The organism is Lysinibacillus sp. CD3-6 (genome assembly GCF_006351725.2).
Lineage (GTDB): Bacteria > Bacillota > Bacilli > Bacillales_A > Planococcaceae > Lysinibacillus.
Genome location: NZ_CP085880.1, coordinates 3,290,655 through 3,317,376, shown reverse-complemented (window position 1 = coordinate 3,317,376; position 26,722 = coordinate 3,290,655). Strand labels below are relative to the sequence as shown.

Genomic DNA, 26,722 nt, shown 5'->3' with positions numbered 1-26,722 from the left:
CTTGTTCTTTTTGAGAATTTCCACTTGAACAATATCATGATAGAATGTAATATAGGTTTGATTTTATCTTAGTATATAACTAGGTTTACTAATAAAAATTAGATAGATGGAGAGTGTAAGGATGTTACATCAATTTTCTCGTAACGAGCTCGCGATAGGTACAGAGGGACTCGAAAAATTAAAAAATACAACAGTAGCCATTCTAGGTGTCGGTGGCGTCGGTTCATTTGCTGCAGAAGCATGTGCTCGTAGTGGTATCGGTCGCATTATTTTAGTTGATAAAGATAATGTAGATATTACGAATGTTAACCGTCAATTAGTAGCGTATCTTTCAACTGTAGGAAAATCCAAATCTGGCGTTATGAAAGAGCGTATTGCTGATATTAATCCTGAATGTGAAGTAATTGATATGCATATGTTTTACACGGAAGAAACATATGAGGAATTTTTTGCACAAGGCATCGACTATGTTATAGACGCGAGCGATACTGTGATTTATAAAATTCACATAATGAAAGAATGTTTAAAACGTAACATCCCCATTATTTCAAGTATGGGTGCTGCCAATAAAATGGACCCAACACGCTTCAAAATCGCGGATATTTCAAAAACGCACACAGATCCATTAGCGAAAGTTATTCGTACAAAATTACGAAAAGATGGTATTCATAAAGGGGTAACAGTAGTTTTCTCTGATGAAAGTCCGATTGTCGTACGTCCAGATGTCGTCGAGCATGTTGGAAAACCTGATGCCGCTATCCGCAAGGCGAAAATGCCGCCATCTTCTAACGCATTTGTCCCTTCTGTTGCAGGTTTAATAGCAGCAAGCTGGGTAGTCAATAAAATTGTAGAAGATGTGAAAATTACTCGCGTACAAGGCTGAGGATTTATTTTGTATTTAGTATATTGAATTTCAAAGCACTTAAATGTTAATGAAAAGAGGAATCTACAAAGTTTTCCTTGGGAAAGTTGTGAGTTTATACCTGCGCATAATAGCTGTAGGTAAGAGCTAGCTTACTTTTTTGAGAGACGACATGTAGATTCTTTTCTTTTATGACAAGAAAATCAGTAGGAGAAATGACTAAAAATGCTCCCTTATGTTACTTACGAGACAGACCTTCACTTTTTCTATGATACAATAGGGCTGTTATAAAAGAGGGGGCATTCATTAATAATGGAGCAAATTTATCAAATGGAATATAGAGGATTGAATCTATTCGATGAAATTAGCACAGTGGAATTAGCGATTGATGAGGAGAGAAAGACGATACATATTTTTGATGTAGGACAGGTAGTGACACCTGTTTTTAATTTTGATGTATCTGCTTATGAATTATCTGATGGTTTTTACAAAATGGCGGATATACTTCGGCATAAACGAATTTTAACTGAACAGCAACCAGCGACAGAGCTAACGTTAAGCCAATGGCTCATTACAAATAATGCATATTTTTATTGTCCAAAACAAAGAATTAAAAAATATGCAGACGGTCGCATCATCGAAATAATCGATCGAGAAAAGGAACAATTTTTGTTCGATTACTATATACAAAGAGTTTAATTTTACCAAAATAATTAATCTTACGTACACAAAATGCTAATAATTCACGGAATTGCCTTATTTTTTTCATGTGCTCACTTCTTCTTTTGGTTTATTGCTATAATTTGAATAATTCCAATATATATAGTTAATAGGTCAGCTTGTTTGGAATGTTCAAATCTACTTAGGGGAAGTGGAAATGGCGTTTGATAAAACAAATGAGAACATGGGAGAGTGGGAAAATGGAAATACAAGTAATTCGTGAACATTTAGATATTGTAAAACTTCAAGAAAAAATGAATAGTACTGTATTTGATTATTTAGATACGTCTAATAATTACACAAAAGCCATGAGAGCTTTAACGCCTTTATATACACAAGCTACAACCTTTTATAAGGAATATTTAGTTGCTAAAGCAGGTGAACTACCGAAAGCCAATACATATTGGCATCTGTTTATAGATTGTAGTGCGAAGCTATGTTATTTTTTAGCTGCATCTACTTATTATTCTTCAAATGAGCTACAAAAAACGCCTGAAAAAGTAGGACGATTATTAACAATCGCCGCCCGTTCTTTACCAAGTATTGAACAGGAAGAGAATGAGGAGTTATTAGCTGCAATTATTGCCCTATATGGTGAGGTAATAAAAGATGATGATAAAGTAGCTGCTTTGAGAGAAGAAGTACTTGCCCAAAAAGGTGACGTCAAGCAATGTTTACAGCAATTTAAATGGTTTGTTGAGAAGGAATCAAATAATTAAATGAATTATTACCATTGTCGAGCAGTATATCGACAATGGTTTTCTTTTTGTAATGGGGGGATAGCAGCAATTGTTTCCGTGCCTGTCACTCCACGACGTTTTCACAGGCATAAAGTAAGACGCAACCCTGCTGTTCCACCATAGGTTGCGCCTTACGGACTGCGCGTTCTCGCCGCAGTCTACTTAGATTTTTATTAATAGGTAAATTGTGTGTGCCTGGCACTTTATTTCTTATGGAAGGATTTAAGCTTGTCGTAAATACTTGCCATTCGTTTTTCTTCACCTGCAATAACAGGTTTATAAAATTCTGTACCAACAAGCTCGTCTGGTAAATATTGTTGATCTACCCAGCCACCAAAAGTACCAATTGGACTGTTATGCGGATATTGATAACCAACATGCCCTAAATCTTTGGCACCTTCATAATGAGCATCGCGTAAATGGTGTGGAATATCTCCCGTTTTACCTTCATGGATGCTTGCAATCGCAGCATCAATCGCAGAAATGGCCGAATTTGATTTTGAAGCAAGGCACATTTCGATTACAGCACTTGCTAGTGGAATCCTTGCTTCAGGTAATCCTAGACGTTCTGCTGCTTGAACAGCTGCAAGCATATGAGCACCTACTTGGGGGTTAGCAAGACCAATATCCTCATAGGCCATGACGAGTAAACGACGACTAACTGCAACTAAATCACCCGTTTCAAGTAAATGTGCTAAATAATACAATGCCGCATTCGTATCACTTCCACGTACCGATTTTTGTAAAGCGGACAGCAAGTTATAAAAGTGTGAGCCATTTTTATCCCCGTACACACCAATTCTGCCAATAAGATGCTCTAAAATATGGTCAGAAGCTATTGTTTGTCCATTCACTTCATCACTTGCATAGTAAATCGATTCGAGCAATGTTAGTGCCTTACGTGCATCACCATTAGCTGCAGTAGCAATTTGTTCAATTTGAGAATCTGTCAATGCAAAATGATATTTTCCTAATCCGCGTTTGTCGTCAGTAAGTGCCTTTTGAATAAGTTCTACTAAATTTGCAGTAGTTAATTTTTTTAACTGATGAATTTCTCCGCAACGTGAACGAATAGCGGGATTGACATCATGGTATGGATTTTCTGTTGTGGCACCTATTAAAACGATAGAGCCATTTTCTACATGTGGTAATAATGTATCCTGTTGTAATTTATTGAAACGATGTATCTCATCTAGAAACAGTATAACTTTTCCAGAAATTCGCGCTTCTTGGACAATATCTTCTACGTCTTTTTTGCCCGCCCGTGTCGCATTAAGTGCGAAAAAGGGTAGTTTAGAGCTTCCAGCAATGGCATTTGCAATAGATGTTTTACCGATGCCAGGCTCACCGTACAATAACATGGAAGGAACATGTCCGTTTTGAATCATTTTGTATAGAGCAGTATCAGGACCGACAAAATCTTGTTGACCTATGATTTCGTTGAGCGTTAATGGGCGCATCCGATATGCAAGTGGTTCGTTATGCAAAAGAATATCCCCTTTCGTACGTTTGTTCTAAAAGATAGTATATCATAACCTTCCAAGAGTATTTCCGAGTTCTTCAAGAGGAGATTATGATATACTGTTGGTAGTATTTTGACTAGACTAATTGAGGGTGATAAAATGAAAATTTCTACAAAGGGCCGTTACGGTCTCACGATTATGATTGAATTGGCAAAGCATTATGGTGAAGGGCCAATTCCATTACGCAAAATTGCTGCTGAAAAGGAGCTTTCTGAAGCGTACTTAGAGCAACTTGTATCGCCATTGCGCAATTCAGGCTTGGTAAAAAGTGTGCGCGGAGCTTATGGTGGTTACATGCTTGCAAATCCACCAAGTGAGATCTCAGCAGCCAATGTAATTAGTGTATTAGAAGGACCGATTCAGCCTGTTGAAGGTATCGAAAATGAGGAAGCACCGCAACGTGAGCTATGGCTACGAATTCGTGATGCTGTGAAAAATGTATTAGATACAACGACAATTGAAGATTTAGCACAGTATACAGAGGAAAATGTAACAGACGGCTATATGTTCTATATTTAATATTTCTAGGCTAAAGCACCTCCAAAGGTTTAGAGACGCTGGCATGCACACTACATAAATTTACCGTGTAACATGCAGTGCTAAAGCCATTTAGGTGAACTGTGCTTTAGTGTTTTTGTATAAAGGAGTTTTCAACATGAATTCATATATCTATCTTGATCATGCGGCGACATCCCCGATGAACGACAAGGTAATAGACGCCATGACTTTAGCGATGCGAGATGTATTTGGAAATGCATCAAGTATTCACGGAGTAGGACGAGAGGCGCGCAAACATTTAGATAATGCACGTGATGTACTTGCACAATCTATAGGTGCAAAGCCAGGGGAAATTATTTTAACTAGTGGTGGTACAGAAGCTGATAATCTGGCAATCATTGGAACGGTTACTGCCCGAGCTGCTGAAGGTAAGCACGTTATTACAACTCAAATCGAACATCATGCGGTGTTACATACTTGTGAGAAGCTGGAACGAGATGGCTTTGAAGTGACGTATTTACCAGTTGATGCGCATGGACGCATAACTGTTGAAGCGGTACAAAAGGCGTTACGTGATGATACTATCCTAGTAACAATTATGTATGGTAATAACGAAGTTGGTTCAATTCAACCAATTGCAGAAATAGGTGAGTTGTTGCGGGAGCATAAAGCGACGTTTCATACAGATGCTGTTCAGGCGTATGGCTTAGAGAAAATTGATGTAGCAGCTTTGCAAGTTGATTTATTAAGCGTATCTGCGCATAAGATTAATGGACCAAAAGGGATTGGCTTCCTTTATCAGAAAACTGGGACACCACTTACAAGCTATGCGTTAGGTGGTTCGCAGGAGAAAAAACGTCGTGCTGGTACCGAAAATATTCCTGCTGTTATTGGCTTTGCTACAGCCGCAGAAAATGCAAGTCAGTTGCGCGAAAGTAAGCGAACACTGTACAATCGCTTTAAACAAATTATGCTTGAAGTTTTTACACATGAAAAGCTAGTATTTCATGTCAATGGCGATACTCAAAATGTCCTGCCGCACGTCTTAAATGTCAGCTTTGCCAATATGGAGGTAGAGTCATTTTTAGTGAATCTAGATATGGCTGGTATTTGTGCATCGAGCGGTTCTGCATGCACAGCTGGTACGATTGATCCTTCACATGTGTTAGTTGCTATGTACGGCAAAGGGGCAGAGGAGTTACGCAACTCTATTCGCTTTAGCTTTGGACAAGATCTAACAGAAGAGGTTGTCCGCCAAGCGGCAGAAAAAACAGCAGCAATTGTAAAGAAGCTAGCAAAATAATTTGTTAATTACTATCAATTTAAACCGAATGAATAAAATGCGATGTAAGTTTGCATAGCATTAGAGTTTGGTTTATATGAATTGATTAAAAAGAAAAGGTGACCACAATGATCGAAACACGTGACCCATCGGAAATTCGTGTCGTCGTCGGCATGTCAGGTGGGGTAGACTCTTCAGTTGCTGCATATATGTTAAAGCAACAAGGGTATGAAGTGATTGGTATTTTTATGAAAAACTGGGATGATAAAGACGAAAATGGCGTTTGTACAGCAACAGAAGATTATGAAGATGTAATTAAAGTATGTAATCAAATTGGCATTCCCTATTATGCAGTAAATTTTGAAAAGCAATATTGGGATAAAGTTTTCACATACTTTTTAGAAGAATATAAAGCGGGACGCACACCTAACCCCGATGTAATGTGCAATAAAGAAATAAAATTTAAAGCATTCCTAGAACACGCTATGAATCTTGGGGCAGACTACTTGGCAACAGGACATTATGCACGAATTGATCGTAATGGTGATGGCGAAGTACGGATGCTTCGTGGTGTTGATGATAATAAGGATCAAACATATTTCCTTAACCAATTATCGCAAGAGCAACTAGCACATGTAATGTTCCCAATAGGAGATATTGAGAAAAAAGAAGTGCGCAAAATTGCAGAAGAAGCAGGTCTTGCAACAGCAAAGAAAAAAGATTCTACTGGCATTTGCTTTATTGGGGAACGAAATTTTAAAGAGTTTTTAAGTCAATATTTACCTGCTCAACCAGGCAATATGGAAACAATGGACGGCGTAGTGATGGGACAACATGATGGTTTAATGTACTACACATTAGGTCAACGTCATGGTCTTGGTATAGGCGGAGACGGTGAGCCTTGGTTTGTACTTGGTAAAGATTTAGCACGTAATGTGCTACTTGTTGGCCAAGGGTTCGACCACGAAGCTTTATACTCAACTTCCCTTACAGCTGTGAAAATGGGCTATACTTCGACAAAAAAATTGCCCGGGAAATTTTCTTGCACTGCGAAATTCCGCTACCGACAAACAGACACGCCTGTTGAGGTAGAAATTTTAGAAGATGGCCGTGCACATATTGTGTTTGCTGAACCAGTACGCGCCATTACACCAGGACAGGCTGTTGTTTTATATGACGGCGAAGTGTGCTTAGGTGGCGGTACAATTGATGAAGTGTTTAAAAGTAATGAAAAACTAACATATGTTGGATAACTTGTGGAAAGACTGCAAAGATACTGAGCTCTGTTAATGTTCTTAGGAGATAAGAAGATGCATTAAGTAGATGGAGTCACTTAGTGTAAACGAATAAGCGATAGGATTTGCAGTCTTTTCGCTACATAGAGGTGAAATAATTTGGATTTGAACGAGCAGGGCATACAAGCGTTCCAAGAAAAGCGTTATGAGGATGCTGCACAACTATTTACGAAAGCTATAGAAGCAGAACCTGACAATGCAATTGGCTATGTAAACTTTGGGAATTTATTAGCCGTACTAGAAGATACAGAACGAGCAGAACGCTTTTTTCAAAAGGCAATCACTGTTGACGAAACAGCAGCTACAGCATATTATGGCTTAGCTAATTTATATTATAATGCGGAACGCTATCCTGAAGCGCTAAAACTTTATGAGCTAGCGGTACAGCATAAAATAGCAGGTGCAGATGTTTATTATATGATGGGCAAATGTTTTGAAAGAATGGAAAATCCAAAGCTTGCATTGCCGTATTTACAACGTGCGGCGGAGATTGCACCTGAAGATACGCAAATTCGCCTTGCATATGCGATCGTGCTATGTGCTTTAGAAATGTTCGAAGAAGGTAAGAAGGAATTAGATTATTTAATCGAGCTGGATTGGAATAATGCAGATGCGCATTATAATTTAGGGGTTCTATATGCAGTTTCTACAGAACAAACAGAAGATGCTATGTATCATTTGAAGCAGGCATTTACACTCCAACCAGAATATGACCAAGCGCGCTATATTTACGATATGATTGCACAACGGTTTAACTAAAGTAGCTTGAACCAAAGAGAAAAAGTGTTAGATTGACTGCCATCAATCTAACACTTTTTTGCTATACCGTTGACTTCCGCGGGCACACTGTCAGCAACAACCCTCGCTAACGCAAGAGTTGTTGCGTCTTACTATGCGTGCGTTTCCGCATGAATCATCGCCTTCGTTTCATCAACTGGTGGCATCTTGAAATTTTATTACATTTAATTTTGCTATTCGATCAATTATTTACTGTCTTTCCTGTCAAATGTGAGCTGTGATAAGTATTGTGCTAAATGCGCAACAGGTGTGGTATCTAAAAGTGAGGATTCTGCCTCATTTTCCTTTAAAATATTGATTTCTTTATTGAGCCGCTCCATTTTACGATCTAATTCTGCAGCTTGTAATGCCGCCTCTTTTAATTCCATGCGAATATGGGCAGGCACTTCTTTATTATACTTATAATAAATTTTATGTTCGAGACTTGCCCAAAAATCCATTGCAATCGTACGAATTTGAATTTCCGTATAAACTTTTTCCATACGATCGGACATAAAGATTGGAATTTTAATAATAAGATGTAGGCTTTGGTAGCCGTTTTCTTTTGGATACGCAATATAGTCTTTTACATCGACGACTTCAATATCATTTTGTGCTTGAAGCATCGCACTTACTTTGTATATATCTTCAACAAAAGAGCACGTAATGCGGAGGCCTGCGATATCACGAATATTATCGCGAATACTTTCAATAGCAGGCGGTAGCTCTTTTTTCTGCATCTTTAATAAAATGCTTTTTGGCGATTTCACGCGAGTCGAGACATGTTCAATTGGATTATATTCATGAATGAGCTTAAATTCTTCTTGTAAAATATTGATTTTCGTTTCAACTTCATTTAATGCAAATTTGTATGCAAGGAAAAAGCGGGTAAGCTCTGTTTGAAGTGTTTTATAAGTGATAGCTTCGAGTTCGTTTTTCATATTATAATAAATCCTTTCTTCCGAAAAAATCGTTCTAGTCATGATAGAGCAATAATATTAGTATGCCTACTTTCAAGCTTAACAAAAAGAAAGGATAAATAAAAATTTGTGCTCTAGCAAAAGCATGTCGGAATTCCTTTAACAAGAAATGTTTTCCGCTTTGAAAAAGAAAAAATACCTCGAAAAGTGTTTCTCTCGAAGTATTTTTTATCTACGTTTATATTATTTTAAACAAGTATTTTAGCGTCTAAATTGTAACGTTTATTGAACTCATCAACGAAAAGCTGTAAGTCAATATAAGTACCGATATATGGCTCGGTTTCTTGATCGAGAAGGAAACCACAAGTTGCTTTTAATGATTTAGAAAACTCAAGTAACATTTGTTCGTTATCAAGTTGAATTTGTAATGATAAAGAATCATCCAACGTATTCACCTTGAAATATTTTCTATCAATAATGCGTTCTAAATTTGTCTTTTCAAATGGAAAAACAAAGTCTTTATAAATTAATTTCACAGTACCCCGCCTTTTTTACAATAATTTACAACCTTAGTATATGGTAAATCTCCACCGAAAATAGAAAGGGAGCTACCAATTGTGACATGAAGCTTATTATTAGAAATTGCTTTAAATTTTTCTAAGTCCTCTAAAGAACGAACTCCGCCAGCATAGGTTGTTGGAATGGATGTCCAAGCAGCCAAATCTCGTACAAGGTTTTCTTGTATACCACCTTTTTTTCCTTCAACATCGACGGCGTGAATCAGTAATTCATCACAAAATCCTTCGATATAGGCAATGGTCTTTGCATTCACTTCGAAGTCACTAAACTTCGTCCATTTATCAGTTACAACAAACCATTTGTTATCGCGCATTCTACAGCTAAGGTCAATTACGAGATGCTTTTTCCCAATGGTATTAACTAGTTGCTCTAAACGATTAATGTCGAGTTTTCCATCATGAAAGATATAGGATGTCACGATAACATGAGAGGCACCTGCATCTATGTATTTTTTTGCGTTTTCTGAAGTAATACCGCCCCCGACTTGTAGGCCTCCTGGAAATGCTGCTAATGCTGCGATTGCGGCTTGTTCATTGCCATTGCCAAGCATGATGACATGACCACCAACTAATTGATCTTTTGCAAACATGTTAGCATAATAGCTAGAGTCAAAATCTGAAATGAAATTTTCGATAACTTCTTGATCTGTATGTCCTAATGTACTTCCAACAATTTGTTTTACTTTGCCATCGTGTAAATCGATACAAGGTCTAAATTCCAATAGCTTCACAATCCTTCCAACAACAAGTTCATAGTATCTATCATAGCATGGTTAGAAATAAATTAGCTGTAAATCTTCATTTGTCAAAATAATGTTAAAAATTTTTACGTTTTTCTTGTGAAAACGATATTTCTTAACGTGCTGTGGTAAAATAATAAGATTGAAATAAACGAGAAGGGGACGAATCGAAAATGACAGAAAATCTAGATTTATTTGAGTTGAATAAGCTATTTATTCTCGGCCGTCCTATTGTGTCTATTTTTCATAATCCTCAAAATATGTATTCTATTGTACGTGTGAAAATTCAAGAAACAAATTTGCAATATGATGATAAGGAAATTATTGTTGTTGGTTATTTCCCGCAACTGCAAATGGACGAACAATATCGTTTTACAGGAATTATGAGACAACATCCAAAATATGGTGTACAATTTCAAGTTGAGACGTTTACAAAAGAAGTGCCCGCAACTGAGCAAGGAATTGTTCATTACTTATCAAGTGATTTATTTGTGGGGATAGGGAAGAAAACTGCTGAAACAATTGTTGAAAAGCTTGGTGCCAATACAATCCGTCGTATATTAGAAGATCCAAATGTGCTTGATGTTGTACCTCGATTATCGGCTGAAAAAAAGGAAGTCATTCATCGCACGATTGAGCAAAATCTTGGATTAGAGCGTGTTATGATTCAATTGAATGAATGGGGATTTGGTCCACAGCTCGGAATGAAAATTTATCAAACATACCGTACAGAAACGATTGATTTTTTGACTGAAAATCCTTATCGCCTCATTGAAGATGTGGACGGAGTTGGTTTTTTCCGTGCAGATGAGCTTGGTGCAAAATTAGGGATTACTGGTAATCACCCTGACCGTATTAAGGCTGCGATTTTACATACTCTAAATACAGCTGCTTTATCGGATGGTCATGTATATTTGGATGCTGAGCATGTCTTACCGCAAGTGAAAGATATGCTTGAGCAAAGCCAACGTCAAGAAATTCCGTATGAAGCAATTTCTAAAGCTTGTATTGAGATGCGTGAGGAAAATAAAATATATGGAGAAGAAACAAGACTTTATTTGCCTTCCTTATATTTTTCGGAAATAGGCATTGCGTCAAAAATTATTGCGTTAACTGAACGAAATAGTCAGGCTAAGCATTTTAGTAAAGATGAAATTCGCAAGGCGATTGGGGATACGGAAGCGTTTTTAAATGTTACGTATGCAGAAACACAAGCTTTTGCGATAGAACAGGCTCTTAATTCAGCTGTGATGATTTTGACGGGTGGTCCTGGTACAGGAAAAACGACTGTTGTTAGAGGCATTGTGGAAGTCTATGCAAAGCTTCACGGTCTTTCATTAAATCCTAAGGAGTATGCGCAAAAAGAAGAACCGTTTCCTATTATTTTATGTGCACCAACAGGAAGAGCTGCTAAACGTTTAGCAGAGTCCACAGAGCTACCTGCTATGACAATCCACCGCTTGCTAGGTTTTACAGGACAGGAGAAGGAAGAAGAAACCGAGCGAGAGGTTACAGGGAAACTTATTATTGTCGATGAAATGTCAATGGTTGATACATGGCTTGCCCATCAGTTATTAAAATCACTACATGAAGATGTTCAAGTTGTTTTTGTAGGTGACCAGGATCAGTTACCACCAGTAGGCCCTGGACAAGTACTCAAAGATTTACTTGCCTCACAACAAATTCCAACAGTTGAACTGACGGATGTTTATCGACAGGCGGAAGGTTCGACAATTATAGAGCTTGCCCATCAAATTAAGCGGGGGACAATACCAAATGATTTGACGATGAAAACGTCTGATCGTTCATTTATTAAAGCTTCACCCGATCAAGTAGCAAATGTCGTAACGCAAGTTGTAAAAAGTGCTGTAGCGAAAGGGCAAGAAATACGTAATATACAAGTTTTAGCACCGATGTATAAAGGGCCAGCAGGCATTGATAATTTAAATAAAATGATTCAAGACCTTGTTAATCCGAATGATACAGGTACAAGAAAAGAGCTTATTTTTGGTGATGTAACGTATCGAATTAAGGACAAGGTGCTACAGCTTGTCAACCAGCCAGAAAGCAATGTCTTTAACGGCGATATGGGGGAAGTCATTAGTATTATTAAAGCTAAAGAAACGATTGAAAAGCAGGATTTGCTTGTCGTGTCATTTGATGGTATTGAGGTAACGTACCAACGGAGCGATCTTAATCAATTAACCCTAGCGTATTGTTGTTCGATTCATAAATCGCAGGGCTCTGAATTTCAAACGGTGATTATGCCTGTTGTTCGTGGCTATTCTAAAATGCTACGTCGTAATTTGTTATATACTGGAATTACGCGGGCGAAAAATTTCTTAATTTTATGCGGTGAGCCTGATGTGCTAGCTAATGGCTTACAGCGTACAGATGATTTACAACGGTTCACGTCTTTGCGAGCACGACTTAATCCAATGGATGCATCTCCAGATGAGGTCAATGAAGTGAAGGAGATGTCAGAGGAGACAATTGGAGAAGAACGACAAGACGAGCCTGTGACTGTTCTACAGCTAACAGTAGAGACATTACCATATATACATCCAATGATTGGAATGGATGGCATTTCTCCATATGATTTTATGGATAACTAAAAATCGAAATAAGTTTTATGAGGTGAAGAAAGTGAAACGCATCGTGTTATTGCTTCTATTCATGCTGTTATTACCATTTGCACAAAAGGTACATGCCAGTAATATTGTTATTCAGGTGAATGAGGAAGCAACTGTCTTTGATAATCGTTCAGGAGCACTTGAACAAGTAGGAACGTTATCAGGAGGACAAACTTTTGAAGTGACAAAAGATTATGGGGCAAATTGGTGGCAAATTCGTTGGGGTGGTAGTTACGGCTATGTCGATAAACGGTATACAACCGTTGTACCATCCACAACATATAAAAATACCGTTCCTTCAGTTGCGAAGATAAAAGATTATATTGTAGCAACGAAGGTAACCCCTATTTATGATAATACAGGCAATAAATTGGTTCAATTTGCAACATTGTCAGAAGGTGTTCGTTTTCCCATTTATAGTAGAATGGGCAGTTGGTACGGAATTGCTGTGAACGGACGACTTGGTTATGTACATAGTAATTTCGTGAATGAAGAAAAAGGGCAAGAAACAACGAATCCTTCAACAAAGCCGATTGAAAAGCCAACGCCAACACCCACTCCGCCAAGTAAGCAAAATGGCTATATTGAAGCATTAGAAAATACAGTACTTTATGATCTTCGTAGAGAACAACCGATGTCTATTGCAACACTTAACAAAGGTCAGCAATTGGAAGTGGCAGGTGTTGGTGATGAAACTTATGTTCAAGTTCGTTGGGGCAAAACATTTGTTTATGCTGAAAAAACGAAAGTAAAGTTTGTGAACACGCCTACTTATAAAAATATTGGTAAAGACAATGCCGTAAAAAATCAATATTTCATTCCGATATCAGGAAATAGCGAAATTTATGATCGATCAGCAAACAAACTAGTGCCATTTGCAAAGCTCGATATGAATCGACGTTATCCTATATTACGAAAAGAAGCCAATTGGTATGTGACGACAATTGGTGGACGCGAAGGCTATATTCACAGTTCGAAGGTTGCTTTAGATCGTGGTGTTCCAGTTATGATGTACCACCATTTATTAAAGGAGCATGAGCTTGGACGCTTTAAAAATGTAAGTACTACAATGACAGATACACAATTTGCTAATGAAATGAAATATTTGAAAGATAAAAAATTTGAAACGGTTAGTGCAGACGATTTATTACGTTTTATGCGTAATGAAATTACATTACCCGCATATTCAATTGTTCTAACATTTGATGATGGCTTATTATCTACAAGAGAATATGCTTATCCGATTTTAAAAAAATACGGTTTTCAAGCAACACAATTTTTAATTACGTATCGTAATGAATATTCTCCAGCAGAGCAACTATTTAATTACAATGATTTACAAGCATTATCAAGAAAAGATATGGAGCTCATGCAAGATGTCTTTACATATGAGTCTCATACGTACAATTTACATGATATGATCGGGAATAAAGGGAAAATGTTGCTAATTCCTTATCATGAAGTTGTACAAGATTTAAAGCGCAGTTTAACGATTATTCCAGAAGCAAAAGCATTTGCTTATCCTTTTGGTCAATATACTACCAATACAATTTACGCTGTAAAGGAAGCTGGATTTGCGATGGCCTTTTCAACGAAGCCTGGCTACAACAATCCATATGATGATGTTTACCAAATTAAACGTTTATATAGTGATCAACAAACGTCCTTCACGCAGTTCAAAAAAATGGTTTCACCGTATGCACAATAATATTTTCTAAAAAGAAGCTGGGATTAAATTTTTAATTTTTGTTAGAGGGAAAAGGTTAAAGGAGATACTGGTGACATTTAAAATAGTATACTAGTTAATGGTAGCGTAGGCAGTGACTCCAATGGCAACACACGCAACGTAAAACCAAAGAAACCGTGCGTTAGAGATGGTGGAAGTTTACGGTGTACTGGCGGAATGCATTTCTCGTAGCATTAACAACGGTATAACCAAAAAGTGTTAGATTGATTATAGTCAATCTAACACTTTTTTTCTTGGCTTCCTATTTGAAGTGAGCAAAGGAGCGATGGAACGATTCAGCCTAATAGGTCATATAATACATGAGTAGTAAAAACATAGGTCCATTTTAGGGGTGAATGTATGCCAGCAATTACAGGCCAGCAATATATTAAACGCATTGATGAATTGCAAACGTATATATCAATAGATGGGGAAGTCGTGAAGGGAAATGTTTCTGAACATCCAGCATTTAAAGGTGTTATGCAAAGCCAGGCTAAACTTTTTGATTTGCAGCATGATGAAAATTTACACGACAGTATGACTTATATGTCACCAACAACGAACCAACGGGTAGGGATGTCTTATCTTCAAGTGACAAAGGCAGAAGATTTGGTAAAAAGACGTCAAGCTGCTCGGGAGTGGGCTTTATGTAATCATGGATTTATGGGAAGAAGTCCAGATTATATGAACACTACTTTAATGGCACTGGCATCAGCAGCCGAATACTTAAAAGATAAGCCGAATTGTTTTCCAGATCATCTGCTAAAATTTTATGAATACGCACGTGAAAATGATTTAACGATGACACATACGTTTATTGAGCCTCAAGTAAATCGTCATAGTTATCAGTATGAAGATGATGAGGTGATCATTGCTGCTAAAATTGTCGGGAAAACGAATGAAGGATTAGTAATTAAAGGGGCGAGATTGCTAGCAACGCAGGGTGGCATTACGGATGAACTTCTTGTTCTTTCAACAAATGGCATTGATGAGGAAAAAGGCTTTGGTTTCTCTATACCAAGTGATACTAAAGGCTTAAAGTTTTTATGTAGGCAGTCTTTTGTTGGCGGCGAATCGACGTTCGATTATCCATTAAGCGCTCGATTTGAGGAAATGGATGCAATTGTTGTTTTTGATGATGTAGTAGTCCCTTGGGATCGTGTCTTTTATTATGAAAATACAGAAGTTGCAAATCGCTTTATGAATGTAAGTGGTTTCCAAGCATATTCTTTGCATCAAGTATTGTCTCGACAAATTGCTAAAACCGAATTTATTTTAGGCGTTGTACAATCTATTGTTGATACGATTAATATCGGTGGCTATCAGCATGTGCAACAAAAAGTAGTCGACATTATTGTAACGCTAGAAACGATGAAGGCTTTATTACTTAAGTCAGAAATAGAAGCAAAAATGGATGACTTTGGTTTTATAAGACCAGATTTACCAACGTTGCAAGTTGCCATTCAAATTTTCCCAAAGGTTTATCCAACCTTTACAGAAATTATCCAATTACTTGGAGCAAGCGGCTTAATGTCTATTCCAAGTGAAAAAGCATTTGCCGCAGATGATGGCGACTTAGAACATTATTTACAGTCATTTAGAGATGGTGGAGAAGATCGGGTAAAAAAATTCCGTCTAGCGTGGGATTTAACGATGAGTACATTTGGCACAAGGCAAACACTTTATGAGCGGTACTTCTTTGGAGATCCAGTTCGCTTATCTGGCTTGCTTTATCAAACTTATAATCGTGAGTCATTTATGAAAAGAGTTGAAAATTTCCTAAAAAGTTAACATACAAAAACGACGTATGTTTGAAGAATTCGATATTTTTGTATAGAATAGAAATGCAATGATTGACAGAAGAACATAATTTTTTTATAATGTGCGTTAGAAAATAGAAAAAACGATGATGGAACAAGTACGTATTTGTGCGTGTGTAGAAAGGGATTTCTAGGCTGAAAAAATCCTCGCGTCAACAAGTGCCGAAAGCTACTCCAGAGTGCAGCTAATCCCTGCCGTTCACTTACGTTACAAGTGCTAAAGAGGTAAGCATGTTGATGCTTACAACTAGGGTGGTACCGCGAGACAATTCACAAAGTCCTCGTCCCTTTTTGGGATGAGGGCTTTTTTATGTGTATAAGCGGATTCATATCGTAAATTTTACACAATTAGAGGAGGAACTTTTCGTATGAAAGCAGCAGAAATTCGCCGTTTGTATTTAGAATTCTTTAAAGAAAAAGGACATCACCATGAACCGTCAGCACCACTTGTGCCAATTAATGACCCTTCATTACTTTGGATCAACTCAGGTGTTGCAACATTAAAACCATATTTTGACGGTCGTATCATTCCTGATAACCCACGTATTACAAATGCACAAAAATCGATTCGTACAAACGATATTGAAAATGTAGGGAAAACAGCACGTCACCATACATTCTTTGAAATGCTAGGGAACTTCTCTATTGGAGATTACTTCAAAAAAGAAGCTATTCACTATGCATGGGAATTTTTGACAGATAAAAAATGGATGGGCTTTGACCCTGAACTTTTATCCATTACAATTCATCCAGAAGACCAAGAAGCTTATGATGTTTGGCATAACGAAATTGGTATTCCTGAGGAACGTTTAATTCGCTTAGAAGGGAACTTCTGGGATATTGGTGAAGGTCCATCTGGTCCAAACTCAGAAATTTTCTATGACCGTGGAGAAGAATATGGTTCAGATCAAAATGATCCAGAAATGTATCCTGGCGGTGAAAACGAGCGTTATTTAGAAATTTGGAATTTAGTGTTCTCTCAATTTAACCACAATCCAGACGGCACTTATACACCATTACCAAAGCAAAATATTGATACAGGGATGGGCCTAGAACGTATCGTTTCGGTTGTACAAAATGTGCCAACAAACTTTGATACAGATTTATTCATGCCAATCATTGAAAAAATTGAACAATTTGCAAATCGTAAATACAAACGTCCAGGCGAAGTTGCGTTAAGCGAAATCTTCGGTTCAGAAGAAGATATTAATACGCCATTTAAAGTAATTGCAGACCATATTCGTACGGTAGCATTTGCTATCGGTGACGGCGCACTTCCTTCGAATGAGGGTCGTGGTTACGTATTGCGTCGTTTACTACGTCGTGCAGTGCGTTACGCTAAGCAAATTGGTATTGAAAAACCATTTATGTTTGAATTAGTACCGACAGTCGGCGAAATTATGGTTGATTTCTACCCAGAAGTTACGGAGAAATGCGAATTTATCCAACGTGTTATTAAAAACGAGGAAATTCGCTTCCATGAAACATTAGATGGTGGTCTTGCCATCTTTAACGAGGTTGTAGAGGCACAAAAAGCAGCAGGGCATGATTATATTCCTGGCGCTGATGCATTCCGTCTTTATGACACATATGGCTTCCCAATTGAGTTAACAGAAGAATATGCGGAAGAAGTTGGCATGAAGGTAGATCACGAAGGTTTTGAAGTTGCTATGAACGAGCAACGTGAGCGTGCGCGTGCTGCTCGTCAAGATGTCGATTCAATGCAAGTACAAAATGAAGTGCTAGCAAACTTAACAGTAGCAAGTGAATTCGTAGGCTATGACACATTATCAGTGGAAACTGAAATTGCTGCGATGATTGTCAATGGTCAAGTAGCGAAAGTGGCTTCAGAAGGTCAAGAAGCGTTAGTCGTATTAGCAAAAACACCATTCTATGCTGAAATGGGTGGACAAATTGCAGACAGCGGTGTAATTGCCAATGATGGCTTTACAGCAATTGTTAAGGATGTTCAAAAAGCACCAAATGGACAACCGTTACACACTGTTCTAGTAGAATCAGGCGAAATGCATGTTGAAGATGCGGTAACAGCAGTAGTGAACCGTGATGAACGTAATCTAATCATTAAAAACCATACAGCGACACATATTATGCAACGTGCGTTAAAAGATATTTTAGGTGACCATGTAAACCAAGCAGGCTCATACGTTGGTCCAGATCGATTACGTTTTGACTTCTCTCACTTCGGTCAAGTAACAAAAGAAGAATTACAACAAATTGAACGTATCGTTAATGAAAAAGTGTGGGAAGATATTGAAGTCGTGATTGAGGAAAAAGCAATCGATGAAGCGAGAGCAATGGGCGCAATGGCATTATTCGGTGAAAAATACGGTGATATCGTTCGCGTCGTATCGATTGGTGATTATTCAATTGAACTTTGTGGTGGTATTCACGTAAAACGTTCTTCTGAAATAGGCTTCTTTAAAATTGTTTCAGAAGGTGGTATTGGCGCTGGCACTCGTCGTATCGAGGCTGTCACTGGTAAAGTGGCATATGAAGCAGTCAAAGAAGAAGAGGCGCTGTTAAATGATGCAGCAGCACTATTAAAAGCGAATCCGAAAGATCTTGTGACAAAAGTCCATGCATTGCAAGTAGACTATAAAGAATTACAGCGTGAAAATGAAGGATTGTCACAAAAAATTGCGAACGCTCAAGCAGGTGCTATCGTAGATGCAGCACAAACTTTTGGGGATGTAACAGTTCTTTCAACTAAAGTTGAAGCAAAAGATAATAACCAACTTCGTCAAATGATGGATGACTTAAAAGGTAAGATGACAAAAGCTGTTGTCGTATTAGGTGCTGTTGATGGCGATAAAGTTATGTTATGTGCAGGTGTAACGAAAGATTTAGTTGGTGGCAATTACCATGCAGGAAATATTGTGAAAATGGTTGCCGAAGCTTGTGGCGGTAAAGGTGGCGGTCGTCCTGATATGGCGATGGCAGGTGCAAAAGAGGCTTCAAAACTTGATGAAGCGCTACTTTCTGTGTATGATTACGTTAAATCCATTTAATTAATACATCAAATCGGTTATAATAAGAGAAATCGGAGATGAGCTTCTTTGCACATCTCCTTATTTCTGAAAGCGAGGTGCTGGTCATGAGTTCATTTGATCAAACGATGAAATTTAATTTTCCAGAAGAATCAATGGAACAGGAAGTCAAGCAGGTAATGTTGAAAGTACATTCTTCATTAGAGGAAAAGGGATATAATCCTATCAATCAGATTGTCGGTTACTTACTTTCTGGTGATCCGGCGTATATTCCTCGCCATCAGGATGCTCGTAATTTAATTCGCAAGCTAGAGCGTGATGAAATTCTAGAAGAGCTTGTTAAATTTTATATTAAAAAGAATAACGAGGGCTAGAAATGAGAATTATGGGATTAGACGTTGGGTCGAAAACAGTAGGCGTTGCGATTAGCGATGCACTTGGCTGGACGGCTCAAGGTATTGAAACCGTAAAAATTGATGAAGCAAATGGCGAATTCGGCATCGGCCGTATTGCTGAGCTAGTGAAGGAATATACTATCACTGAATTTGTTGTAGGATTCCCGAAAAACATGAATAATACGGTAGGACCACGTGGTGAAGCTTCTGAAAACTATAAAAAGTTATTAGAAGAAACATTTTCACTGCCGGTTAAACTTTGGGATGAACGTTTAACGACGATGGCTGCCGAGCGCATGTTAATCGAAGCGGACGTAAGTCGCAAAAAACGCAAGCAAGTCATTGATAAAATGGCTGCTGTGATGATTTTACAAGGCTATTTAGATAGCAAAAACTAATTAATGAGGTGGCAAACATGGCACACGAGCATAACCATGAAGAAGAATTACACGTACAACACATTACAGTGATTGATGAAAATGGAAACGAGCAGCTTTGCGAAGTGATTCACGTACACGAGTCTCCTGAATTCGGCAAATCATATGTATTTTACTCAATGGTAGGCGCTGAAGAGGATGAAGATGGCTCTGTAGAAATCTTCGTTTCATCATTTGTACCATCTGAAAACGGTGAAGATGGCGAATTAACACCGATTGAAACAGAAGCAGAATGGGACATGGTAGAAGACGTTTTAAACGCTTTAGAGGACGAAGACGAAGAATAATTGTTTTCTTTTTAGAGTGTATGGAACAAGGATGGCACAAGCGGTCCTTGTTCTTTTTTTACGTCATCAAGTTTGTGGCACGATGAAGCGGTAGTAATGATTTAGCATATAGAAACTTAGACTATACGTGATTATAGTAAGGAGGAATAACAATGAACGAAGAAACACAAGAATTCATAATAATAGGTGACAATGGCAAAGAGCAAACATGCCGTGTTGTTTTTACATTTGATGCAGAGGAAAAATCATATGTACTGTTTTCCCTAATCGATGAAAATGGGCAGGAAATACCTGGTGATATTTCAGCAATGACATTCGATTATGATGATAACAGTGGAGAAATGACTAATTTACAACCTGTGGAAACAGATGCAGAATGGGAAATGATTAATGAAGTCGTGTTAACGCTTCTGGATGAATTCCAAGAAGAGCCACAGCTTATTACAGTAACAAATGAGGATGGAACGGATCAAGTGTGCGAGGTAATTCATACATTTGCCTCAGAACAATTCGGTAAATCGTACGTACTTTATGTAGCTGTCTCAGATGAGCCAATGGAGGAGCGAGATATTTTCGCCGCCCAGTATATACCTGGAGCAGATGGAACAATCGAGGATTTACTACCAATTGAAACAGATGAAGAATGGGCATTTGTAGAAGATGTATTAAATGACTTATAAAAGTGCCAGTCACCCAAACAATTCTGAACTTTTAATGTTGGAAAAGAATAGTTAATTTATCAGTGACGATTTATTTATAAAGTATCAAATCTGCTAAAGAATGTATTAGCAGATTTTTTTTATATGCGCAATTTCACCTGAATTGTCCATTTCTGTTTGTCGTAAAAGTTGATTTCTAGTATGATATTGAATAGTGATAGGGGGGAAACCCGTGGATAACGGTTCTAAAAAACAAGAAATGTTTTCAAAAATGAAGGAAAAAAAGACTGAGGTAAAAATTGTGAGAAAAATAGTCGCTATTATAGCCATTGCATTTGTATTAGTATTTGCAGTTGTCGGTTTAATGGGGTACAACTACGTAAAAAGTGCTTTAAAACCAGTTGATCCCGATGCAACAAAAACAATAGCTGTCGAAGTTCCAATTGGCTCAAGTTTAAGCTCGATTTCGGCTTTATTGGAGAAAAAGGGCATAATTAAAGATGCAAAAGTTTTTAAATACTATGCAAAATTTAAAAATGAATCCCAATTCCAAGCAGGGAATTATGATTTAACACAATCAATGACATTGGACGAGCTAATTGAGAGCTTAAAAACAGGGAAGGTGTATCGCGAGCCTATCTTTACAATGACAATTCCAGAAGGCTTAACATTAGATCAGATTGGAAAAATCGTTGAAAAGAAAACTCCTTATACACAAAAAGAATTTATGGATTTAGTGACAAGCGAAGCATTTGTCCAAAAAATGATGGCCAACTATCCAGAGCTGGTTACAGATGCGGTACTGGCAGACAATATTCGCTATGATTTAGAAGGCTATTTATTCCCTGCAACATATTCATACTTTGAAGAGAAACCTTCGTTAGAAGCAATTGTTGAAGAAATGATAGGTGCTATGAATAATGTTGTGAAAAATTACAATGAAGTACTAGTAGAAAAACAAATGTCAGTCCATCAACTATTAACGTTTGCCTCATTATTAGAGGAAGAAGCAACGGCACAAACAGATCGTGAGACGATTGCAAGTGTATTCTATAATCGTATTGATGAAGGCATGCCACTCCAAACAGACCCAACTGTTTTATATGCACTTGGCTCACATAAAGACCGCGTTTTATATGAAGATTTAGAAGTAGAAAATGCTTATAATACTTACAAAAATAAAGGATTACCGCCAGGTCCAATTGCTGGTGCTGGAAAAACTTCGATTGAAGCAGCATTAAATCCGAGCAAAACTGATTATTTCTACTTCCTTGCAGATAAAGAAGGGGTCAACCACTTCTCAAAAACATATGATGAGCATTTGCAAAAAGTAGAAAAATATTTACGTCAAGCAGAGTAGTTTCTAAAAAATAGAAACGAACATAGTGCGCTAAAAAGAATAGAAGGAAAGAAAAATAGCTTTCCTTCTATTTTCGTGCTATTATAAATTGTGATTTTTAATCAATTAATACGTGGTGGCAATTGTTTCGTGGCATATAGACAACAATTGCTCATTTTTGTATGGCAAAGTACCAAGACATCACGTTTGGTCTTTTTCTTTTTGTAGCAAAGTGATGATGAAGTTTGGACAACGGGAGTGTGCTCGTTTCCTTTTAAATTGAGGGTGAATTTTACAATGGAATTATCGGATGCATATATACAATCATTTATTCAACCACGTAATGAGTTGCTTTTAGAAATGGAAGCATATGCGGAAGAAAATCATGTACCGATTATGCAACTAGCAGGTATAGATGCGTTAAATCAGTTACTTCGTATTCAAAATCCGTCAAAAATATTAGAAATTGGCACGGCAATTGGCTACTCAGCAATGCGTATGGCTGACGCTTTGCCGAATGCGCATATTGTGACGATTGAACGCGATGAAGAGCGTGTAGCTAAAGCAAGAGCTTATATTGCACGTTCAACTGTTTCAAATCGTATTACGGTCATTGAGGGAGATGCCTTAGAGGTAGACGATGAGGCAATCCATACAACTTTTGATGCGATTTTTATTGATGCAGCGAAAGGTCAATATCAACGATTTTTCGAAAAATATGCCCCTCTTGTAAAATCAGGAGGCGTCTTATATATCGACAATATGTATATGCATGGCTTGTCGGATTTGGACTTAAAGGACGTGCCACGTCGCAAGCGGACAATGATTCGAAATTTAAAAAATTTTACCGATTGGATTATGCAACATCCTGAATATACGAGTGCATTTTTACCAGTCGGTGATGGCTTATTATTATGTTTGAAGAGGTGACGACTATGAAAAAACCTGAATTGCTTGTCACACCACAATCAGTGGACCATGTAAAAGCACTTTTAACAGCTGGAGCAGATGCTTTTGTCATTGGAGAACAACAATTTGGTCTTCGTCTTGCTGGGGAATTTTCTGTAAGCGAAGTAGAAGAAGCAACGAAGCTAATTCATGCAGCTGGTAAAAAGGTTTATGTTGCAGTGAATGCGCTATTTCATAACGAAAAACTAGATGCATTAGGTGAATACTTAAAAGAAATGCAACGTATTGGTGTAGATCGTTTAATTTACGGCGACCCTGCTGTTATTATAGTACGTCGTGAGCAAGGTGTTACAATTCCATTACATTGGAATCCTGAAACAACAGCAACAAACTGGTTTACTGCAAATTATTGGGGTAAACGAGGTGCCACAAGAGCTGTTCTTGCACGTGAGCTTTCACTAGATGAAGTAATAGAAATTAAAGAAAACGCGGAAGTAGAAGTTGAAGTACAAGTGCATGGTATGACTTGTATGTTCCAATCAAAACGTCCATTACTAGGTCATTATTTCCTATACCAAGAAAAAATAATGACAATTGAAAATCGTCAGGAAAACCGTAACATGTTCCTACACGATGATGAACGTAACAATAAATATCCAATTTATGAAGATACCAATGGTACGCATATTTTCAGTCCAAATGATATGTGTATTATTGATGAGCTTGGCGAGTTATTTGAAGCGGGAATCGATTCATTAAAAATCGAGGGTGTTTTACAATCACCAGAATATGTTGTCACAGTAACGGAAGCGTATCGTCAAGCAATTGACACATATTTTGACGAATCTGAAGAAGCATATGACGATATAAAAGATGATTTACTGGCTAAAATTGAAGATGTCCAGCCCGCTATTCGACCACTCGATACTGGCTTTATCTTCAAAGAAACAGTGTACTAGGAGGTGGCAAGAAAATGGCATTGGCATTAGAACAAAATGACAAAATTCGCGAAGTCGTCGACGGCAAGCGCGTCATTACAAAAAAACCTGAACTACTTGCCCCTGCAGGTAGCTTAGAAAAACTAAAAGTTGCTGTCCATTATGGTGCAGATGCAGTATTTATTGGCGGTCGTGAATTTGGTCTTCGTTCAAACGCAGATAATTTCTCAATCGATGATATGCGAGAAGGTGTAGATTTTGCTAATCAATACGGAGCAAAAATTTACGTGACAACGAATATTTTCGCTCATAACGAAAATATGGATGGCTTAGAGCAGTACTTGAAAGATATTGAATCAGCAGGAGTTACTGGCATTATTGTAGCGGACCCGCTAATTATCGAAACATGTCGTGCTGCTGCACCAAAGCTCGAAATTCATCTTTCGACACAGCAATCATTATCTAACTGGAAAGCTGTTCAGTACTGGAAAGAAGAAGGATTACATCGAGTAGTGTTAGCGCGTGAAGTTGGCGGCGAAGAAATGAAGCTTATGAAAGAAAAAGTCGATATTGAAATCGAAGCATTCGTTCATGGCGCTATGTGTATCGCATATTCGGGTCGTTGTGTACTATCAAACCATATGACAGCGCGTGATTCTAATCGTGGTGGCTGTTGCCAATCTTGTCGTTGGGACTATGATTTATACGAGCTAGAAGACGCTGAGGAAAAAGCGCTTTTCGATGATAACCATGCACCATTTGCAATGAGTCCAAAAGATTTAAAGTTAATTGAAGCGATTCCACATATGATCGAGCTTGGTATTGATTCATTAAAAGTAGAAGGTCGTATGAAATCAATTCACTATGTGGCTACAGTGGTTTCTGTTTATCGTAAAGTGATTGATGCTTACTGTGCAGATCCAGACAATTTTAAAATTAAGCGTGAATGGCTAGAAGAGTTAGATAAATGTGCGAACCGTGAAGCAGCTGAGGCGTTTTTCCACGATGCACCTGGCCACGAGGAGCAAATGTTTGGCGTTCATGGTCGTAAAACAACTTACGAATTTGCAGGACTTATTTTAAACCACGATCCAGAGACGAAAATTGTTACAATGCAACAACGTAACTATTTTAAACCTGGTGATGAAGTTGAATTTTTTGGTCCAGAAATCGAAAACTTCCGCATTACGATGGGAGAAATTTGGGATGAGGACGGCAACAGCTTAGACGCTGCACGTCATCCATTACAAATTATTAAATTTAAATGTGATACATTGCTTCAACCGCATAACATGATGCGAAAGGAGAATAATTAATGGCAATTAAGCGTCCAGTTGTCATCGGAATCGCTGGTGGCTCATGTTCAGGTAAAACGAGCGTGACACGTGCTATTTATGATGTTTTCCGTGACCATTCTGTTGTTGTAATTGAGCAAGATTATTACTACAAAGATCAAAGTCATTTAACATTTGAAGAACGTTTAGGTACGAATTATGACCATCCTCTAGCGTTTGATAATGATTTATTAATTGACCATATTAAAAAATTATTAAAGCGTCAGTCCATTGAAAAACCTGTATATGACTATGTACAGCATACACGTGCCAATGAAGTGATCCATGTTGAGCCAGTAGATGTTATTATACTAGAAGGAATTTTAGTATTAGAGGATGCGGACTTACGTAATTTAATGGACATTAAATTGTTTGTCGATACGGATTCAGATTTACGTATTATTCGTCGTATTCTTCGTGACATAAAAGAGCGTGGTCGTACAACGGATTCCGTTATCGAGCAGTATTTATCTGCCGTGCGTCCAATGCATAATATGTTCATTGAACCAACTAAACGTTATGCTGATATTATTATTCCCGAAGGCGGGGAAAATGGCGTCGCAATTGACTTGATGGTAACGAAAATTAAAACTATTCTTGAAACTGACAACGTATTGTAATAAGATAGAGTGGTATTGACAATATTTACATGAATTTCAAAGCATATTTTTGTAACGCATGCATACTATTAGGTCAAAGCATATTTTGAACTGAGATTAAAAATAATAAAATTCGATTAAATGCACTTTATAAAGCATTTGGTCGAGTTTTATGTTTTTATATTGATGAAATAAGGAGTGAAGTACTTTGTCAAATGAAAAACAGTACCCAATGACAGCAGAGGGTAAACGAAAATTAGAAGAAGAATTAGTAAAATTAGAAACAGAAACACGTAAAGAAATCGTAGAGCGTATTAAAATCGCACGTGACTTCGGTGACCTTTCTGAAAATGCTGAGTACGATTCAGCTAAAGAAGAACAAGCCTTTTTAGAGGGGCGTATTTCTACTTTAAAATCAATGATTCGTAACGCAGTTATTATTTCTGAAGATGAAACAGATAACAGTGTAGTTTCTCTTGGGAAAACGGTTACATTCGTTGAAATTATTAACGGTAAACCATCTTCTGATGAAGAATCTTATACAATCGTAGGTTCAGCTGAGGCAGATCCAATGGAATTCCGCATCTCAAACGAATCACCAATTGCAAAAGGCTTACTTGGCAAAGGTGAAGGTGAAGAAGTAGTTGTACAAACACCTGGTGGCGAAATGAAAGTGAAAATACTTTCAATTAAATAATTACAA

At 37.7% G+C, this 26,722-nt stretch carries 25 protein-coding genes; 21 read left to right on the top strand and 4 right to left on the bottom strand.

From position 1 onward, the window contains the following. Positions 1–121 precede the first annotated feature (121 nt). The 3 genes from FH508_RS16500 (at position 122) to FH508_RS16490 (ending at position 2,301) form a co-directional block, all read left to right on the top strand. Positions 122–883, top strand: a complete 762-nt coding sequence (locus FH508_RS16500) for a tRNA threonylcarbamoyladenosine dehydratase (RefSeq protein ID WP_172772163.1) — start codon at positions 122–124, stop codon at positions 881–883. 291 nt (positions 884–1,174) lie between these two features. Next, a complete protein-coding gene (locus FH508_RS16495) occupies positions 1,175–1,561 on the top strand; it encodes a hypothetical protein (protein ID WP_172772162.1) in 387 nt (128 codons plus the stop codon). Positions 1,562–1,782: 221 nt separating this feature from the next. Then, complete coding sequence (locus tag FH508_RS16490; protein WP_172772161.1) at positions 1,783–2,301, top strand: hypothetical protein; 519 nt, start codon at positions 1,783–1,785, stop codon at positions 2,299–2,301. A gap of 224 nt (positions 2,302–2,525) precedes the next feature. Here the strand turns inward: FH508_RS16490 and FH508_RS16485 are convergent, their stop codons facing one another. Further along, positions 2,526–3,809, bottom strand: coding sequence for a replication-associated recombination protein A (locus FH508_RS16485; RefSeq protein WP_172772160.1), 1,284 nt, complete (start codon positions 3,807–3,809; stop codon positions 2,526–2,528). A gap of 135 nt (positions 3,810–3,944) precedes the next feature. Here FH508_RS16485 and cymR point away from each other — a divergent pair, with 135 nt between their 5' ends. The 4 genes from cymR (at position 3,945) to FH508_RS16465 (ending at position 7,679) form a co-directional block, all read left to right on the top strand. Next, positions 3,945–4,364, top strand: a complete 420-nt coding sequence (gene cymR, locus FH508_RS16480) for a cysteine metabolism transcriptional regulator CymR (protein WP_172772159.1) — start codon at positions 3,945–3,947, stop codon at positions 4,362–4,364. 136 nt (positions 4,365–4,500) lie between these two features. Then, positions 4,501–5,646, top strand: a complete 1,146-nt coding sequence (locus FH508_RS16475; RefSeq protein ID WP_172772158.1) for a cysteine desulfurase family protein — start codon at positions 4,501–4,503, stop codon at positions 5,644–5,646. A 107-nt stretch (positions 5,647–5,753) separates the two neighbouring features. Next, positions 5,754–6,878: a tRNA 2-thiouridine(34) synthase MnmA gene (mnmA, locus tag FH508_RS16470; RefSeq protein WP_172772157.1), complete on the top strand. Its 1,125-nt coding sequence runs from the start codon at positions 5,754–5,756 to the stop codon at positions 6,876–6,878. Between the two features lie 141 nt (positions 6,879–7,019). Next, positions 7,020–7,679 carry a tetratricopeptide repeat protein gene (locus FH508_RS16465; protein WP_172772156.1) on the top strand — a complete coding sequence of 220 codons (660 nt, stop codon included), beginning with the start codon at positions 7,020–7,022 and terminating at the stop codon, positions 7,677–7,679. 224 nt (positions 7,680–7,903) lie between these two features. On the opposite strand, the gene FH508_RS16460 is transcribed toward FH508_RS16465, so the two are convergent. The 3 genes from FH508_RS16460 to hisA all read right to left on the bottom strand — a co-directional run bounded on the left by FH508_RS16460 (position 7,904) and on the right by hisA (position 9,917). Next, on the bottom strand, positions 7,904–8,638 hold the full coding sequence (locus tag FH508_RS16460) for a GTP pyrophosphokinase (protein WP_172772155.1): 735 nt from the start codon (positions 8,636–8,638) through the stop codon (positions 7,904–7,906). A gap of 227 nt (positions 8,639–8,865) precedes the next feature. Next, positions 8,866–9,153: a hypothetical protein gene (locus tag FH508_RS16455; RefSeq protein ID WP_172772154.1), complete on the bottom strand. Its 288-nt coding sequence runs from the start codon at positions 9,151–9,153 to the stop codon at positions 8,866–8,868. Continuing rightward, the gene (gene hisA, locus FH508_RS16450; RefSeq protein WP_172772153.1) at positions 9,150–9,917 is read right to left on the bottom strand and encodes a phosphoribosylformimino-5-aminoimidazole carboxamide ribotide isomerase; all 768 of its coding nucleotides are present in this window, start codon (positions 9,915–9,917) and stop codon (positions 9,150–9,152) included. Before hisA ends, FH508_RS16455 begins: the two co-directional genes overlap by 4 nt. A 191-nt stretch (positions 9,918–10,108) precedes the next feature. On the opposite strand from hisA, the gene FH508_RS16445 reads away from it, so the two are divergent. The 14 genes from FH508_RS16445 to greA all read left to right on the top strand — a co-directional run bounded on the left by FH508_RS16445 (position 10,109) and on the right by greA (position 26,716). Continuing rightward, positions 10,109–12,550 (top strand): SF1B family DNA helicase RecD2, encoded by a 2,442-nt coding sequence (locus FH508_RS16445; RefSeq protein WP_172772152.1) that lies wholly within the window; start codon positions 10,109–10,111, stop codon positions 12,548–12,550. A gap of 31 nt (positions 12,551–12,581) precedes the next feature. Then, the gene (locus FH508_RS16440; RefSeq protein WP_172772151.1) at positions 12,582–14,276 is read left to right on the top strand and encodes a polysaccharide deacetylase family protein; all 1,695 of its coding nucleotides are present in this window, start codon (positions 12,582–12,584) and stop codon (positions 14,274–14,276) included. Positions 14,277–14,654: 378 nt separating this feature from the next. Then, a complete protein-coding gene (hpaB, locus tag FH508_RS16435) occupies positions 14,655–16,085 on the top strand; it encodes a 4-hydroxyphenylacetate 3-monooxygenase, oxygenase component (protein ID WP_172772150.1) in 1,431 nt (476 codons plus the stop codon). 397 nt (positions 16,086–16,482) lie between these two features. After that, positions 16,483–19,143, top strand: coding sequence for an alanine--tRNA ligase (alaS, locus tag FH508_RS16430; RefSeq protein WP_172772149.1), 2,661 nt, complete (start codon positions 16,483–16,485; stop codon positions 19,141–19,143). 86 nt (positions 19,144–19,229) lie between these two features. Continuing rightward, positions 19,230–19,496, top strand: a complete 267-nt coding sequence (locus tag FH508_RS16425; RefSeq protein ID WP_024363117.1) for an IreB family regulatory phosphoprotein — start codon at positions 19,230–19,232, stop codon at positions 19,494–19,496. A gap of 2 nt (positions 19,497–19,498) precedes the next feature. Further along, the gene (ruvX, locus tag FH508_RS16420) at positions 19,499–19,915 is read left to right on the top strand and encodes a Holliday junction resolvase RuvX (protein ID WP_172772148.1); all 417 of its coding nucleotides are present in this window, start codon (positions 19,499–19,501) and stop codon (positions 19,913–19,915) included. A gap of 17 nt (positions 19,916–19,932) precedes the next feature. Beyond that, a complete protein-coding gene (locus FH508_RS16415) occupies positions 19,933–20,241 on the top strand; it encodes a DUF1292 domain-containing protein (protein ID WP_024363115.1) in 309 nt (102 codons plus the stop codon). 152 nt (positions 20,242–20,393) lie between these two features. Further along, complete coding sequence (locus tag FH508_RS16410; protein WP_172772147.1) at positions 20,394–20,921, top strand: DUF1292 domain-containing protein; 528 nt, start codon at positions 20,394–20,396, stop codon at positions 20,919–20,921. A gap of 211 nt (positions 20,922–21,132) precedes the next feature. After that, complete coding sequence (gene mltG / locus FH508_RS16405; protein ID WP_172772146.1) at positions 21,133–22,260, top strand: endolytic transglycosylase MltG; 1,128 nt, start codon at positions 21,133–21,135, stop codon at positions 22,258–22,260. A gap of 276 nt (positions 22,261–22,536) precedes the next feature. Next, positions 22,537–23,169, top strand: coding sequence for an O-methyltransferase (locus FH508_RS16400; RefSeq protein WP_173477658.1), 633 nt, complete (start codon positions 22,537–22,539; stop codon positions 23,167–23,169). 5 nt (positions 23,170–23,174) lie between these two features. Continuing rightward, the gene (locus FH508_RS16395) at positions 23,175–24,107 is read left to right on the top strand and encodes a peptidase U32 family protein (RefSeq protein ID WP_172772145.1); all 933 of its coding nucleotides are present in this window, start codon (positions 23,175–23,177) and stop codon (positions 24,105–24,107) included. A 14-nt stretch (positions 24,108–24,121) separates the two neighbouring features. Then, positions 24,122–25,402, top strand: a complete 1,281-nt coding sequence (locus tag FH508_RS16390; RefSeq protein WP_172772144.1) for a peptidase U32 family protein — start codon at positions 24,122–24,124, stop codon at positions 25,400–25,402. Continuing rightward, the gene (gene udk, locus FH508_RS16385; RefSeq protein WP_172772143.1) at positions 25,402–26,040 is read left to right on the top strand and encodes a uridine kinase; all 639 of its coding nucleotides are present in this window, start codon (positions 25,402–25,404) and stop codon (positions 26,038–26,040) included. The genes FH508_RS16390 and udk overlap by 1 nt, the downstream gene beginning before the upstream one ends. A gap of 187 nt (positions 26,041–26,227) precedes the next feature. Continuing rightward, on the top strand, positions 26,228–26,716 hold the full coding sequence (gene greA / locus FH508_RS16380) for a transcription elongation factor GreA (protein ID WP_172772142.1): 489 nt from the start codon (positions 26,228–26,230) through the stop codon (positions 26,714–26,716). Positions 26,717–26,722: the final 6 nt, after the last annotated feature.